At 66.4% G+C, this 14358-nt stretch carries 15 protein-coding genes and 1 riboswitch; of the genes, 9 read left to right on the forward strand and 6 right to left on the reverse strand.

The window, feature by feature from the left end; genetic code table 11:
• Window positions 1–186: 186 nt before the first annotated feature.
• Window positions 187–355, forward strand: a riboswitch (M-box (ykoK) riboswitch).
• Between the two features lie 312 nt (window positions 356–667).
• From NRB20_RS37465 to NRB20_RS03600, 4 genes are all read left to right on the forward strand, one after another.
• A complete protein-coding gene (locus NRB20_RS37465; protein WP_194289704.1) occupies window positions 668–844 on the forward strand; it encodes a hypothetical protein in 177 nt (58 codons plus the stop codon).
• Between the two features lie 189 nt (window positions 845–1033).
• Window positions 1034–2776 carry an NRAMP family divalent metal transporter gene (locus NRB20_RS03590; protein ID WP_153407657.1) on the forward strand — a complete coding sequence of 581 codons (1743 nt, stop codon included), beginning with the start codon at window positions 1034–1036 and terminating at the stop codon, window positions 2774–2776.
• A 330-nt stretch (window positions 2777–3106) separates the two neighbouring features.
• Window positions 3107–3442 carry a histone-like nucleoid-structuring protein Lsr2 gene (locus tag NRB20_RS03595; RefSeq protein ID WP_153407658.1) on the forward strand — a complete coding sequence of 112 codons (336 nt, stop codon included), beginning with the start codon at window positions 3107–3109 and terminating at the stop codon, window positions 3440–3442.
• 128 nt (window positions 3443–3570) lie between these two features.
• On the forward strand, window positions 3571–4881 hold the full coding sequence (locus NRB20_RS03600; protein WP_153407659.1) for a diguanylate cyclase domain-containing protein: 1311 nt from the start codon (window positions 3571–3573) through the stop codon (window positions 4879–4881).
• Window positions 4882–5081: 200 nt separating this feature from the next.
• On the opposite strand, the gene NRB20_RS03605 is transcribed toward NRB20_RS03600, so the two are convergent.
• Window positions 5082–6119 (reverse strand): alpha/beta hydrolase, encoded by a 1038-nt coding sequence (locus tag NRB20_RS03605; RefSeq protein WP_153407660.1) that lies wholly within the window; start codon window positions 6117–6119, stop codon window positions 5082–5084.
• A 310-nt stretch (window positions 6120–6429) separates the two neighbouring features.
• Between NRB20_RS03605 and NRB20_RS03610 the strand changes: the two genes are divergently transcribed.
• Window positions 6430–7713 carry a PucR family transcriptional regulator gene (locus NRB20_RS03610; RefSeq protein WP_153407661.1) on the forward strand — a complete coding sequence of 428 codons (1284 nt, stop codon included), beginning with the start codon at window positions 6430–6432 and terminating at the stop codon, window positions 7711–7713.
• Window positions 7714–7828: 115 nt separating this feature from the next.
• Here the strand turns inward: NRB20_RS03610 and NRB20_RS03615 are convergent, their stop codons facing one another.
• Window positions 7829–8020, reverse strand: coding sequence for a hypothetical protein (locus tag NRB20_RS03615; RefSeq protein ID WP_153407662.1), 192 nt, complete (start codon window positions 8018–8020; stop codon window positions 7829–7831).
• Between the two features lies 1 nt (window position 8021).
• Window positions 8022–8207, reverse strand: coding sequence for a hypothetical protein (locus NRB20_RS03620; protein WP_153407663.1), 186 nt, complete (start codon window positions 8205–8207; stop codon window positions 8022–8024).
• Window positions 8208–8400: 193 nt separating this feature from the next.
• Here NRB20_RS03620 and NRB20_RS03625 point away from each other — a divergent pair, with 193 nt between their 5' ends.
• The 4 genes from NRB20_RS03625 (at window position 8401) to NRB20_RS03640 (ending at window position 11338) form a co-directional block, all read left to right on the forward strand.
• A complete protein-coding gene (locus NRB20_RS03625) occupies window positions 8401–9303 on the forward strand; it encodes a helix-turn-helix domain-containing protein (RefSeq protein ID WP_153407664.1) in 903 nt (300 codons plus the stop codon).
• Window positions 9304–9488: 185 nt separating this feature from the next.
• Window positions 9489–10313, forward strand: coding sequence for an SAM-dependent methyltransferase (locus NRB20_RS03630; RefSeq protein WP_153407665.1), 825 nt, complete (start codon window positions 9489–9491; stop codon window positions 10311–10313).
• 71 nt (window positions 10314–10384) lie between these two features.
• Window positions 10385–10783, forward strand: a complete 399-nt coding sequence (locus tag NRB20_RS03635) for a hypothetical protein (protein ID WP_153407666.1) — start codon at window positions 10385–10387, stop codon at window positions 10781–10783.
• A 276-nt stretch (window positions 10784–11059) separates the two neighbouring features.
• Window positions 11060–11338, forward strand: coding sequence for a LysR family transcriptional regulator (locus tag NRB20_RS03640; RefSeq protein ID WP_153407667.1), 279 nt, complete (start codon window positions 11060–11062; stop codon window positions 11336–11338).
• A 22-nt stretch (window positions 11339–11360) separates the two neighbouring features.
• Here the strand turns inward: NRB20_RS03640 and NRB20_RS03645 are convergent, their stop codons facing one another.
• Genes NRB20_RS03645 through NRB20_RS03655 form a run of 3 tightly spaced genes read right to left on the reverse strand, consistent with a single transcriptional unit; the run spans window position 11361 to window position 14350 of the window.
• Window positions 11361–12353, reverse strand: coding sequence for an SCO2521 family protein (locus NRB20_RS03645; protein ID WP_153407668.1), 993 nt, complete (start codon window positions 12351–12353; stop codon window positions 11361–11363).
• A gap of 1 nt (window position 12354) precedes the next feature.
• The gene (locus NRB20_RS03650) at window positions 12355–13434 is read right to left on the reverse strand and encodes an SCO2522 family protein (protein ID WP_194289705.1); all 1080 of its coding nucleotides are present in this window, start codon (window positions 13432–13434) and stop codon (window positions 12355–12357) included.
• A 4-nt stretch (window positions 13435–13438) separates the two neighbouring features.
• On the reverse strand, window positions 13439–14350 hold the full coding sequence (locus tag NRB20_RS03655) for an SCO2523 family variant P-loop protein (RefSeq protein ID WP_319944408.1): 912 nt from the start codon (window positions 14348–14350) through the stop codon (window positions 13439–13441).
• Window positions 14351–14358: the final 8 nt, after the last annotated feature.

Here is a 14358-nt window from a genome sequence, read left to right on the forward strand (position 1 = left end):
TATGCAAGACCTTCGATTCCGTGGGTCGAATCTCGACCACGACACCCCCGCTCCGCCATCGAGCCGATTGGCCGACCGACCGGTGTCCGCACTGAAACTGTTGCCGGACAGTATCTTTCGCGAGATTCGAGCGGACCGATCGTGGCGGACTTGACTTCTCGCATCGAAGAGTCGAGTATTTTCGGGTCAGCACCTCGCTAGGCGAGGCTCCTGTACGAACACAGGCCACTGATCCGACGACGTCGAGAGACGCCCAGGGTTAGGACAGATCTTCCCGGATTAAGGGGTGATCCGAAGTGGCTTCCCGATCGGGATACGTCGTGCAGTGCCGAAGCTCTGACGAGAGGGGTGCGTACCTCGCTCTTTCGGGCCGGGTTCTCCCCTTTCGTCGTGGTGCCGATGCTCGAAGCAACGACGTGCGCGTACGTCCCGGCGGCAAGGAGGTGAGGGACGAAATGCAATCCGGCGACAGCCCGTATCCGAGTCCGGTTCGACAACCCGGTTCGTTCCCACACTGCCGCAACCACTCCGCGGCCTGATCGACACACGCGAATCAACCATCGGCATCCCCGAGAACCTTCCGCACGGATGGTTCGACGCCGTTTCCGTTGCGTCCAGGTCTCCGCGAATCCCGTTGTGGCAGTAGACTTTCCGCAAGGAGCACGTCATGACCCACACCATCTTCCCGCGTCGCGCCACCCCACGTGCCGTGCTCGGTGACCTGACTCGCCGCATCCGGGCGCGCTACACCCTCACTCCCTCCGAACAACACAACCTACGCCTCGCGCACACCCCGCTGGCAGTCGTCACGGCGTCTCTGGGCGGCCACACCAGGCGCGGATAGGCCCAGCCGTGTGGGGCGAAAGTTCCTGTCCCGCAATCAGATACACCACCACGACTCGTAGCCGCCAGGGACACGAGCGTTCATCGCCCTGCCACCGGGAACCACATCCCGTCCGCGTCGCCCGCCATCGTCGCCGAGGCCACGAAATCCGCAGTACCGCACCGCATTCCAGAAAGGGAGGGAACGGCCATGGCCTTCTTCTCCAACGGCACGCCCCGCCGCATCGCCACCGTGCCGGTCTCGACCGACGCCACCACCGCCGTACTCGACAGCGCGCACGTCGGCGATATCGTCGGCGCGCTGGGCACGATCCGTCAACACGACACCGACCAGGGCCGCAGCCGTGGACAACGCTTGCGGATGCTGCTCGCCGTACTCGGCCCCGGCCTGATCGTGATGGTCGGCGACAACGACGCCGGAGGCATCGCCACCTACGCGCAGGCCGGGCAGAACTACGGCATGGCCCTGATGTGGACGCTGGTGCTGCTGATTCCGGTGCTGTACGTCAACCAGGAGATGGTGGTGCGACTGGGCGCGGTGGCCGGGGTCGGCCACGCGCGGCTGATCTTCGCGCGTTTCGGCCGATTCTGGGGCGCGTTCAGCGTCGGGGATCTGTTCATCGTGAACGCGCTGACCATCGTCACCGAATTCATCGGCGTCTCAATGGCTCTCGGGTATTTCGGGCTGCCCAAGTGGGTGTCGGTGCCGGTGGCGGCGGTACTGCTGTTCGCGGTCGTGGCGGGCGGGTCGTTCCGGCGCTGGGAGCGGCTGGTGTTCACGCTCATCGCGATCAACATCCTGATGTTCCCACTGGCCTTCCTGGTGCATCCGAGCGTCTCGGCGACGGTCGGCGGCCTGCTCCCGTCGTTCCCGGGCGGGCTCGACTCGACGCTGCTGCTGATCATCGTCGCCATCGTCGGCACCACCGTCGCGCCGTGGCAGCTGTTCTTCCAGCAGTCCAACATCGTCGACAAGCGCATCACCCCGCGCTGGATCCGCTACGAGCGGGTGGATCTGTGGGTCGGGATCGTGGTGGTGATGATCGGCGCGGTCGCGATCATGGCGACGGCCGCGTTCGGGCTGGGCCCGGCCGAGCGGGGCGCGTTCGCCGACGCCGGGACCGTCGCGCACGGCCTGTCCGCGCACCTGGGCACGACGGTCGGCGCGATCTTCGCGATCCTGCTGCTGGACGCGTCGCTGATCGGCGCGAACGCCGTCGGCCTGGCGACCACGTACACCCTGGGTGACACGCTGGGCAAGCGACACTCGCTGCACTGGAAGATGAGCGAGGCGCCGGCCTTCTACGCCGGATACGCCCTGCTGCTGGCCGCGGCCGCGGCGGTCTCGTTCAGCCCCGACCACGTGCTGGGCCTGTTGACGCAGGGTGTGCAGGCGCTGGCCGGTGTGCTGCTGCCCTCGGCGACGGTATTCCTGGTGCTGCTGTGCAACGACCGGGCGGTCCTCGGGCCGTGGGTCAACACCACCCGGCAGAACATCGTCGCGGGGGTCATCGTGTGGGCGCTGGTCCTGCTGTCGCTGGCGCTGACCGCGGCGACGTTCTTCCCGCATCTGTCCACCGCGACCCTCGAACTGGGATTCGGCGTGGGCGCCGCGATCGGGCTGCTCGGCGGGATCGCCCTGACCGTCACCCGGCAGCGCGGTGTGCGTCGGGGCACCGAGCAAACCGCGGCGGAACTGGGCGGTCTGGACCCCGATCAGGTCGAGGAACTGGAGGCGACACCGCGCTCGCGCCGGGAGCGTCGCGCGATCCTGGCCGCGGACCGGGACCTGTGGCGCACCCCGGCACTGGAAACGCTGACCCGGCCGAACTTCTCGCCGGTGCGGACGGCGGGCATGATCGCGCTGCGCGGATATCTGGCCCTGGCGGTCGTGCTGGTGGTGATCAAGATCGTCCAGCAGATCGGCGGATAGCCCCCGCAAACCCTCCCGAACACCTCGAATACCGCATTCGGCAAATATCCCGCATGCGCGGATACCACCGCGATGGTTCCATCCGGGAGCATTGGCGAACATTGGGCATCCACACCGGCCGGCGGTGTCGCGATGGTGAGGGCTCACAGGTTTCACATATCCGAATGCTCGCAGCCCGGACAATTCCAACCCCTGGGATTGTTCAATACCTTTAGCCGCATTCCGGCACCGCAAACGCGCCGAATAGCGCTGGATTCGCTGCATTCCCCGGTAATGCGGTACGGTATATGCAATCCGAGTTGATCCGTGTCCGTGCGAAAGGGCTCAGTGATGGCCAAGAAGGTCACCGTCACACTCATCGACGATTACGACGGGAAGTCCAAAGCGGATGAGACCGTACAGTTCTCGATCGATGGTGTGGCCTACGAAATCGATCTGTCCACGTTGAATGCCGGTAAGCTGCGGGGTTCGCTCGAGCCCTGGACGGATAAGGCCCGCAAGGTCGGACGGCTGAAGGCGAGTGGCAACACCCGCTCGAAGTCGGCCGCGGATCGCGAGCAAACCGTCGCCATCAGGGAATGGGCCAAGAAACACGGCTACAACGTGTCGGCTCGCGGGCGTATTTCCTCCGAGATCGTCGAGGCTTATCACAAAGCCGACAAGTAGTCCCGGTTCGGTGTTTCTCCTGTGCCCCGGCGGTCGCCCGACCGCCGGGGCACAGTGGTTTCCGGTAACCTGGGATTCCGGTTCGGCACACGCCGTTCCCGCAAGTCGCAGCGTCGGATCGAGCGGGGGTGGGTTTGACAGGAGATCACCGCATCGCGGAACTCGCCCGCCAGTGGCGTGACGCGGTCGTCGATACCGGTTTCGTGCCGATGTCGCACCGCGAACTCGAACTGCTGCTCGCAGCTCTGCTCGATCGCTTGATCGGCGCGCTCACCAGCGATTATTTCGATTCCCGAGTGGTCGCCGAGGTCGGTGCGGCCTTGGTGCGCGCGAATCTGACCGATCCGCGGGTGCTCTCGCGTTCCGCGCGCGAACTGGCCCGGCTGGCCGAACTGATCGCCCCGTATCAGGACCGATTGATTCCGGGTCTGAGCGATATGGCGCGCGGCTACACCGAGGAATTACTCGCCGTCCGCGCGCGGGATCAGGAGATGTTGCACGCGGCCATGGCCGATGCCCGGATGGCCGCCGAGGCCCGATTCCGCGTGGTATTCGACAATGCCGCGATCGCGATCGGCATCGGCGATACCACCGGCCGGGTCCTGGACGCGAATCCGGCGCTGGCCACCATGCTCGGCCATCCCCTGTCCGAGCTGCGCGGAATGCCGGTCTGGGAGCTGGTCCACCCCGCCGATCACGATCAGGTGCGATCGCGCGTCTTCGACGAACTCGTCACCACCGGATCCGGCACGGTGCGGTTGGAGGTGCGCTATCTGCGCGCCGACCACACCGCCGGTTGGGTGTCCTGGGCGGTCACGCTGGTACCGGCGACCGCGGGTCGCGCGGCCTATCTCCTGGTCGTCGGCGAGGACACCACCCAGCGCCGGGCGCTACAAGCCGAATTGCACCGGCAGGCACGGCACGATCCACTGACCGGGCTGGCCAATCGGCGGCAGCTGGTCGAAACATTGTCGCGGATAATCGCCGACGCCGATCCCGATGATCGGATCGGGCTGGGCTTCATGGATCTGGACGGATTCAAAACCGTCAACGACACCTACGGTCACGGCGTGGGCGATCGGCTGCTCACCGCAGTGGCGACGCGATTGGCCGAACGAATCGGTGATGCGATCCTGGCGCGGGTCGGCGGCGACGAATTCGTGGCCCTGCTGCCACCGCCGTGCGATGCGGCGCGGGTCGGCTCGGTCGCGGAGGCGTTACTGGCCGCACTGGACGAACCGATTGCGGTCGACGAACGTCGGCTCACCATTTCGGCCTGTATCGGCGCGGTGGTGACACCGGTATCCGGAGCGGACGCGGAAAAACTCCTCGACGCCGCCGATGCGGGCTTGTACCGGGCCAAGGCGGCGGGGCCGAATCGCTGGGTGTTGCACAGTGTGGACATCACGGCCGGGATCGGGTTCAGCGATCCGCGATAATCCCATCCGCGGCACCGCATTTCGACCGACGGTGCGCTGGATGTCCGGGCAGCTCCGGCCTTTTCGAGTCGATCGAGGTCGACGCCCGGCCGAGAGTGCTGGCCGGTAGCTCGAATTCGACCACGGTGCACGGTATTACACCGTGGCGGCACCCGAACCGTTTGTATCCCGCCAACCCGCGATACGCGTGTGGCGGTGCGTCAGATGCCCAGTGCCCGCGCGAATCCGGGCCACGCCGCGTGCAGCGACTGCTGCCAGTATGGCCAGGAGTGCTGCCCGCCGGGTACGTACTGGAAGGTTGCCGGTATACCCAACCGGGTGGTCGACGCCTGTAGCTTGCGGGTGCAGGTCGCCACCACCGACTCCAGCATTCCGCCCGCGGGCGGGGTCACCCCGGCCGCATCCGGACCACCCGTACCCGCGCTCAGGTACAGGTCCACCCCGCGCAGCGCGCGCAGGTTCGCGTCGGTGGAGGGATCGTTTGCTGTCCAGGCGGGCGAACCGTCCGGACCCCACATGTTCCACGGATTGCCGCCGCCGGAGGCGACCACGGCCTGCACATAGCGTCGTCCCGGATCCGCGCCGGTCTGCGCGCAGCCGCTGAACGATCCCACCGCCGCGTAGAGTCCGGGCGCGGACTCGGCCAGCGCCAGCGCCGAGGTGGCCGACATCGACACGCCCGCAATGGCATTGCGCCCCGACGTGTCGTACGCGGCATCGATGATCGGCGGCAGCTCGCGGGTCAGGAAGGTGGTCCACCGGTTGCGCCCGAGCACCGGATCGTCGCTCTGCCAATCGGTGTAGTACGAGTACCGGCCGTCGAGCACGGTGACGACGTTGACGTTCTTGTCCGCGGTGAACGGGATCAGATCGGTCTTGGTCTCCCAGGAGGTCTCGGTGCCGTCCCAGCCGATACCGTCCTCCGCGCCGTCGAGCAGATACAGCGTCGGGCGCGGGGCGCCGGTGTCGGCGGCGCGGATGAAGTCCAGCGCGATCACCCGGCGCATCGCCGCGGAGTAGACGTAGAGCCTGCTGCGCCGATCGTCGATCCGCACCGTGTGATCGAGGTGCGAACCGTCGGGGTGATCGAGGCGCGAACCGTCGGCGGCGGGGGCCCGCACGGCACTCGCGGACACCGGGGCGAGTATCGGCACGGCCGCGAACGTCAGGACCGCCGCGGCGAACCGTAGTACCGTGACCAGGCGTAGCCCGATCGTCCCGCGGATGTGAACGTTCATACCGCCGCCTCACCGTGTTCCCGAACAGAGTGCGGCACCATCGCCACAGCGGCGTGGCACCCCACAGGCAACGGGCGGGCTACCCACGGGAGTTCCGCGAACGGCGGGATTGCGGCGCAGGTCACCACGGTCGGCCGGGACGCATGGCCGAACTCCCCGACTACCGGCCGGTATTGTGATCAGTCACTATGAACGTCCGGTACCACATTCCCAAACATCACGACGGTGCAGGAAACCGGCCCTGCGGGATCTCGAAACAATTACGGTGACATGGCAGGGCAGTAACGCGGGGGTGGAAGGGAGTTCGCCAATGTCTGTCACCACTCCGGACCGGCCGGGCCTGACCATGTCGGGGCGACCGATGTCGCTTCCGCTCAAGGACGTCTGGGCGCTATCGCGTCAGATGGTGGGCCACTTCGTCGAGAACGTGGCACCGTGCGGGACATTACCCGGCGACGCGATCTACGGCGACGTCACCACCATCACGCGCACCTGTCTGGAGCTGGCCGTCAGCATGCTGGACGGCAAGGACGTGCGCGCCAAGACCGAGCGGCTCGAGGACGCCGCCGGGCAGTGGGCCCGCGAGGGCGTACCCATCAACACCATCCATCACGCCATCCACGAGGGTTTCAAGATCGGCCTGGACCTGGTCACGGGCGCGGCGGTGCGGCATCAGTCGCTCGGCGCGGACCGGGGCGGCGACGCCGGGAGCGAGCCCATGCTCACGCTGAACACCGCCGACTACGAGAACCTCGTCGACGGGGCCAAGCGCGTGGTGGAGATGCTCGACACCATGACCACCGCGGTCTCGGTCGCCTATGTGCGCGAGCTCAAGGCGGTGGTGAGCGAACATCACACCGCGGTGCACACGCTCACCTCGGCGCTGCTGGGCGGACATCCGACCTCGACGATGGCCCGCGAATGCGGGATCGAGATCGCCGAGCGGTATCGCGTCATCGCGGTGGCGATTCCGCCGCATCCCGAGGAGGCCAGCCCGATGCTGGACTCGAAGGTGGTGGCGCGGCGCAAACTTCGGCGCGTGCAGGCCGAACTGGCGCTGCGCTGCGGTGAATCGCTGTTGTCGCTGCTGTCGGTGGACGGGGGCACGCTGTTGATCCCGGCCGAGCAGTTCGACGACGAGGGGCTGGAGAAGCTGGTCGGGCGGCTCTCGCACGCCGCGCGGGTGCCGGTCACCGCCGCGGTCGTCACCACCGCGTCCGCGGAGATCCCGACCGCGGCCGATCAGGCGCATCAACTGCTGGACATGGTGCAGCGGCTGCAATCGGTGCCGGGGCTGTACCGCTTCGACGATCTGGCGCTGGAGTACCAGCTGACCCGTCCGGGGCCGGGCCGCGAATATCTCGGGTCGCTGCTGGATCCGCTGGACGAGCACGCCGAACTGCTCGACACGCTGCAAACCCATATCGCGCACAACCTCAACCGTCAGCGCACCGCGCGGCTGTTGCACGTGCACACCAATACGGTCGACTACCGGCTCAAGCGGATCGGTCAGCTCACCGGTTTCGATCCGACGCAGGCCAGTGGGCTGTGGTACCTGCGTTCGGCGCTGGTCGCGCGGACCTACGGGAGCTGACGCGGGGCCGGGTCCGGTACCCGGACGCGCGCGGGACCCGATCCGAATCCCGGATCGGGTCCCGATCATGTTGCGGGCGAATTCGATTCGATGTTCGTGGGAGCGAACCCGATGCTCAGTGCGCGCGTCCGGAGTCCGGCCGAATCCGTCCGGCCTCCACGAGCGTGCGGTACGCGGCGCCCTTGCGCGGGCACTCCTCGCGTAGGCAGCCACGATGGCGCTGCATGGTCAGATGCGCCTCACCGACGGTCAAGGGCCCCTCCGGGGCCTCGTGGGGCCACCCTGCGGGCCACAGTGAGATATCCATGTCAATCGTCGTCCAGACCTGCGGAGAGGTACGCCACGGCATCGAGCCAGCGGACGCACGTGGGCGCGTGTTCGACGCCGAGGATCCGGCGCGCGATGGGATCGGTCAGTTCACCGAGATGGTCACCACAGACCCGACCATCGCCGAATTGACAAGGCGCCGAACGCAATTGCGTGATCGTCGTCATCCGACTCACCCTCCGCCGAGGCGTATCCCGGTGGCCGCCAAGGCCATCCGTGATACCGAAAACATGATAATCTGAACGTGATAGATGTTAGCGTGATTATCACCCGAAGGCGACCGCTAGGGCGCGATCGGCTTCGGGAGCGGTTGCCGCGGAAGGAGTTTCAGGCGCTCCACCGGTAGCGCCGATACGCGCCATGGGGACACGTTTACGCACGGCACGAAAACTGCTGCTGGGCCGCGAGATCGAGCACATGCTCAGCACCGCCGGGGTCAGTCAGAGCGAAGCCGCCAAGATCATCGAGACCAGTCAGAGCCGCATCGCGATGCTGATCGTCGGCACGGGTTCGATCACGGTCGGCGACCTCGAACGCCTGGCCACCGAGCTCGGCTTCACCGATCGAACCTACCTCGAATCGCTGAAAGAGCTTCGGCGGGACAATCATCGGCGCGGCTTCTGGAATACCGGGTACCGCCGCGCCTACGTCGAGGATCTGCGGCTGCTGGTGGATCTGGAAGCGCACGCCGGGCAGTTGCGGGTGGCCGAGGCCGAGATCATGCCCGGACTTCTCCAGTGCGAGTCCTACATTCGCGCGCTGCACGAACCCGAGGGCACGCCCGATCCGGATCCCGACACGGTCACCGTGGAGGAATCGGTGCAGGCCAGACTCGCCCGCCAGGAGATCCTGGTGGCCCAGCGGCCGCCGGAGTTCCACGCGATCCTGTCCGAATCCTGTCTGCGCCGCGAATACGGCGGCCGCACGGTCATGGTCGAACAGCTGGAACATCTACTGGCACTGTCGAAACGGGCCAACATCCTGATCCAGGTGCTGCCCTTCACCGTCACCACCCGGGGCGCGGGCGCCGAGGACAGGTTCACCCTGATCCGGGTGGCCTCCCCCGGCGCGGCCGGCGATCTGGACATGGCGATCGTCGAATCCCAAGGCGATATCCGGTACATCGACGACAAACCGGCCGTCACCGCCCGCGAGGCGGTGTGGGCGCGGCTGTCCGCCGCCGCGCTCAGCGCCGAGGACTCGCGCCAGTTCATCGAACACGTCGCACGCTCGTTCCGCCGCAAGACGTTCAACACCCCGTAGGCACCGATCCACCACCACGAGTTCGCCGGACCACCCCGTCGGCGAACAATTCGACGTCCCAACGAGATTCGACCCTTCCACCGGATCCGGCCGTGCCGCGGATCCGACCGTCCGACCAGGAGAAAGCAGATGTATCCGCAGACCCGTCCCCCGGTCACCGGGGTGACCACGAGTGAGGCAGTGCGATGAGTTCCGAGGATTACGAACCGCGCGAGATCGATGCGACCCGCCCGTCCGCAGCGCGCATGTACCACTACTACCTGTCCGGTGAGGCCGTGTTCGATGTGGACCGGGTGTTCGGCGAGCGGGTGTTCCAGGTCGTCCCCTATGCCGACGTGGGCGCCCACCATAATCGCGAATTCCTGCAGCGCGCCACGAAATTCATGGTGTCCCAGGGCATTCGGCAGTTCCTGGACATCGGCTCGGGCCTGCCCACGGTCGGCAACACGCACGAGGTCGCGCGGACGCTCGACCCGGAGATCCGGGTGGTCTACGTCGACAACGATCTGGAGGCGGTCAATCGCTCGCACGAGTTGCTGAGCGAACAGGACGCGCTGGACACCACCGCGATCGTCGAGGCGGATCTGCGCTATCCGGATCTGATCCTGGATCATCCGGAGACCAAGCGGCTGTTGAACTTCGACGAGCCGATCGGTCTGCTGATCGTCAGCGTCTGGCCGTTCGTCCCGGACAGCGCGAAGCCGAACGAGGTGATGGCCCGGCTCCGCGACGCCCTGCCGGCGGGCAGCCATGTGGGCATGAGTCACGCGTCGATGACCGACGCACCCGAGGAACTCATCGCCCGGATGGTCGCCCTGGCCGAGTTGTATCGCGAGACCTCCGATCCGACGACCATGCGCAGCCGGGCCGAGTTCGCCACCTTCTACGACGGCTTCGAACTGGTCGAACCCGGCATCGTGTACGCCCCGGACTGGCGTCCCGAGCAGCCGGTCGACCTCGAGGATCCGGCGCGGCCGTGTAATTTCGCCGCGGTTGGTTACAAGGGTTAGATACACCTGGTAGATACGTGGGACGCCCGGTCCCGCGTATCTGCGTTTTTACTCCGTAGAAAGGGACACCGATGACGCTGCTACCTACGTTCACCGTGGGTGAATTCCGCAAGGCCGCACGCAGCTCGCCGAATCAGAACTGTGTGCGCGTCGCCCGCAAGCAGGGTTGGACGGCCGTCTGGGACGACAAGCGCAGCACCGCCGCCACCACCCCGGCGACGATGCTGCCGAACAGTGAACTGCTCCTGCTCACCGATACCCAGTTCGACGATTTCCAGGCCGCCGTGCGCGCCGGGGACAGCGGCCGCTCACCGCTGAACGTCACCCGGCGCACCGACGGCATGTACATCTTCCGCATCACGACAACGTCGTCGGATGCGGCACACACCGAAGTCGAACTCGTCTTCGATCAGGATGAACTCGACGCCTTCCACGACGGTGTGTTCAACCACGAGTTCGATCACGCCTGAGGCCGAGCCGAACACGTCGACGGCGGTCGCGTGGTGACGAATGCCGCAGCCTGTTCCCCCGCGACCGCTCCGATAAACCCCTTGCGCACCAAACACTTTAAGCGCATACCCGCCCGCGCGCACCCCAGCTCCGAAGATCTCACCACCGCCCCGACGCGCCGATCGTGCGCCGTCACAGGCGAATTCACACGACACCCCAGGTCCGGCCGCATCGATCCCGTTTCGACACCTTCCCCGGAAATAGCCGAATCCCTCCGCGCGTTACACGGACTCGATATGGGTGTGGAGCTGAAACATCTGCGATACTTCGTGGCCGTCGCCGAGAAGCTGAACTACTCGGCGGCCGCTCGCGGCCTGTACATCTCGCAGCAGGCACTGAGCCGGATCATCCAACAGCTCGAACGCGATGTGGGAGTACGGCTTTTCGAACGGACGACCCGTTCGGTGCGCCTCACTCCGGCGGGTGCGGCACTGTTGGAATCGGTGCGGCCGACGTTGGTGATGGTGGACGATGCGATCGAGCAGGCGCGAAGCCTGGGGCCGCGAACCGGGTGAGGTTGCCCGTGGGCTGTCGTGCTCACCAGCCGGTGTCCTTGTGTCGCAACGCATGTAGCGTGGCGACGGCGACTTCGTCTCGAAGCCGTTCGCGCAGTGTGGCCCACTGCCGGGTGAAGCCCGGTTCGGCCTGCAAGTCCCGCCACAGCGTGCGTAGTTCCTTCGGGGTGTGCGCCCCCGGCATCCAGACTCCGCTGAAGTGCCGCACCAGCGGTTCGAGAATATCGAGCCGGTCCGCGCTGACCGGATCGAAGTGATCGGCCTGATCCAGCGCGTCGGCGACCACGGTGAGCAGCCAGTCGTGCGCGGCGAGATCCTCGCAGAACCGTTGCACCGCATCGAGATCGGCTTCCTGGCGCACGATCACGCGCACCGAGCGGACAGTCTCGTCGTCCACGTGGAGCCGCACGTCGGGTCCGGCCGAACCGCCGACGATCGCGCTCCAGCGCAGGCGGGTGGTGCCGACCTGAACAGGAGGCGACTGGTCCAGGCTCGGATCGGTGCGGATCCGGCCCAGCAACCTGCCGCTGGCAGAATTCAGATCCAGCACGTTGCCGATACCGGCCGCGGCCGGGTCCCCGTGATAGCCCTCGACCATGGCCGCCGCGACGGCCGCACGATCGGGCGCGAAGAGTTCGATCTCCTCGCTGATGCCCTTGCGGCTGAGGTAATGCGACCACGTCTGGCGACGTCGATCCTCCCCTCGCACGATCCGGGTATACGCCGAGGACTGCAGGATCCGACCGCCGAGCAGCGCCGCCCGGGCCGCCACCGTACCGACGATGCGCGTCGAACGTTGTTCCGCCTCAGGGAAATCCATGCGCACCCGACAGTCCACGCCAACCGCCATCGTGGGTGAGGTCGCGAGGGAACCGGGGCGTTCACGCCAGGACACGTCGCGGCCGGGCATCAGCGCGAGCAGCTCTCGTGCCTGAGCCCGGGGCAAGGCGGTCGACGAGGGTAGTAGGCAGGTCTTCACCTCACCCAGGACGACCAGTGGTGCTGCCGAGGGCATCTCACGATCCGTCCAGCAGCAGATGCGAGAGTCGTTCCCCGACCTTCGCCGACACCTCGATCTTCTCCGTCGCCGCCGCGGCGACGACCTGGGCGAAGACGTTCTCGTCCAGATCCAGGTGATCGAGAATCACCCGGACCGCGTGCTCGATCTCGATGTAACGCCTGGGCAGCATCGACAGGGTCTTGTATGCCGCGAACGGCTCGGCCTCGGGGTTCAGCCGGACGATCGCGGGCAGATCCTGCCAGCGGTCCGGCCACGGCGCGACGTGCGGTTGCGGATCCACAACGGCCGCACCGTGATACCCCAGCATGCCCAGGCGCAACAGATGCCAGATCGCCGCCAGGAACGGACACGACCAGCTGGTCTGCCCATCCGACGACTTGCTCCACATCTCGATGTCGATGAAGATCGCGTGATTGGTGGCGCTGTACACCTGGGGTGGCCGATAGGCTCGCGTCCGCATGGCCTGGGCGGGCTCGGACAGCGAGGAACGCCGACCGTTGCACAGCCAACCGGACTCCGCGGTGGGCGGCCGTCCCCCGGTATCGTCGATGGCCGGTTCGGGAACGATGCAGGCGGCGACGATGTCCGCCAAGGGAATCGGCTCGTCCAGCCGGATACCGTCGACATATTCCGGGGTTTGCGCACACGCCGATTCACGGGCCAGATAATCGATCGTCAGCCCGCATTCCTCGGCGGCAGTCAGCAACCGGGACAGGATCCTGCGTGGATTGTGATCCGTGCTTCTCGTCGAGTCGTGCTCCAGCGGATCCGAATCCGGTTGTGGCTCCGGAGAATCCGAGTCCTGTGCCTGATCCGGGCCGCGGACGTCGTCGCCTTGGAAGTAGTCATCGACCAGGTAGCAGGTACTGACCCGAGCGTCCGGCCCGTACTGGATGCGTGCCGACTCGGTGAACGCGTCCACCAGAGGTTTGATGCGGCGGAACTCCTCACGCAGTTCGTCCGGTCTGTCGGCGATCATCTTCAGTTGGAAGTGCCCGACCTCGATCGACAAGTGCGAGAACGGAACCCGCGCGATCTTCGGCTGCTCGGTAGCCTCGGTGTACCCATCGACCACACGATCACAGCCTTCTCCAGGTTGCCGGCTCGATCAGCCGTTCAGCCAGATCGGCGTATGCCTTCCCGGTCTCCGAATTGGCGATATGGGCGTTCACATCCGCGTCGAGAATGATCTGCTCACGCCATTGCAGGACCGGCTCCATCGGAGTCTGGCCGAGTACGACGGTCAGACCCAGTTGCTTGTCGTTGGCGAGCTGCCGCAATGCCCTGTCCTGCTCGTCCAGCCAGGCGGACTGTGCGGGGAACTGGTGCGAGTTGCGGGTTTCCTTACCGGACACCGCGGTACGCACATAACGTACGGATTCGAGCAGCTCATCGGGATTGTGCCCGTACGCCGCACCCATTTCGAGCAGTCCGTGCTTACCGTGCACCAGACCGGATGCCGCGATGATGTGCTGACGGGTCCAGCGATGAAACACCAGCCAGCGCACCTCGAGAGAGGCGAACGACGCGATCGCGGTTGCCTGCAGTGCCACTTCCAGCGCCGCCGAACGTCCCGCGCTCAGATCGACGATGACGACCTTGAACTCCTGCTCCAGCTCGAGCAACAGCCGGGCGCAGCGATCCACGATGGCCTCGTCACGGCTGAGGAATTCCGCCCCGCCCTCATCACCGGGCAACAGCACGAGCCGGCTCAGGCGGGGTCCGCGCCGCAGTCCCCGTCGATCGGTGGTCGCGGCTACGTCGACCCGGGTCACCGCATCGTGTTCGCCGAGCAGGTACGAGTGCACCCCGTTGTGCTGCACACCCCGTTCCACCCCGCTGATCTCGAACAACGCTCCCGCGGTCGGCGAGCCGAAGTCGAAGTCCACATAGGCTACGGTGCGGCCGGACAACCCCAGCCGGTAGGCGAGATTGCAGCTCGTCACCGACCGTCCCGTGCCACCCTTGTCGGAGGTCGAGAACACCAGCACTGTGCCGC

This window comes from Nocardia macrotermitis, from assembly GCF_009604405.1.
Classification (GTDB): Bacteria; Actinomycetota; Actinomycetes; order Mycobacteriales; family Mycobacteriaceae; genus Nocardia; species Nocardia macrotermitis.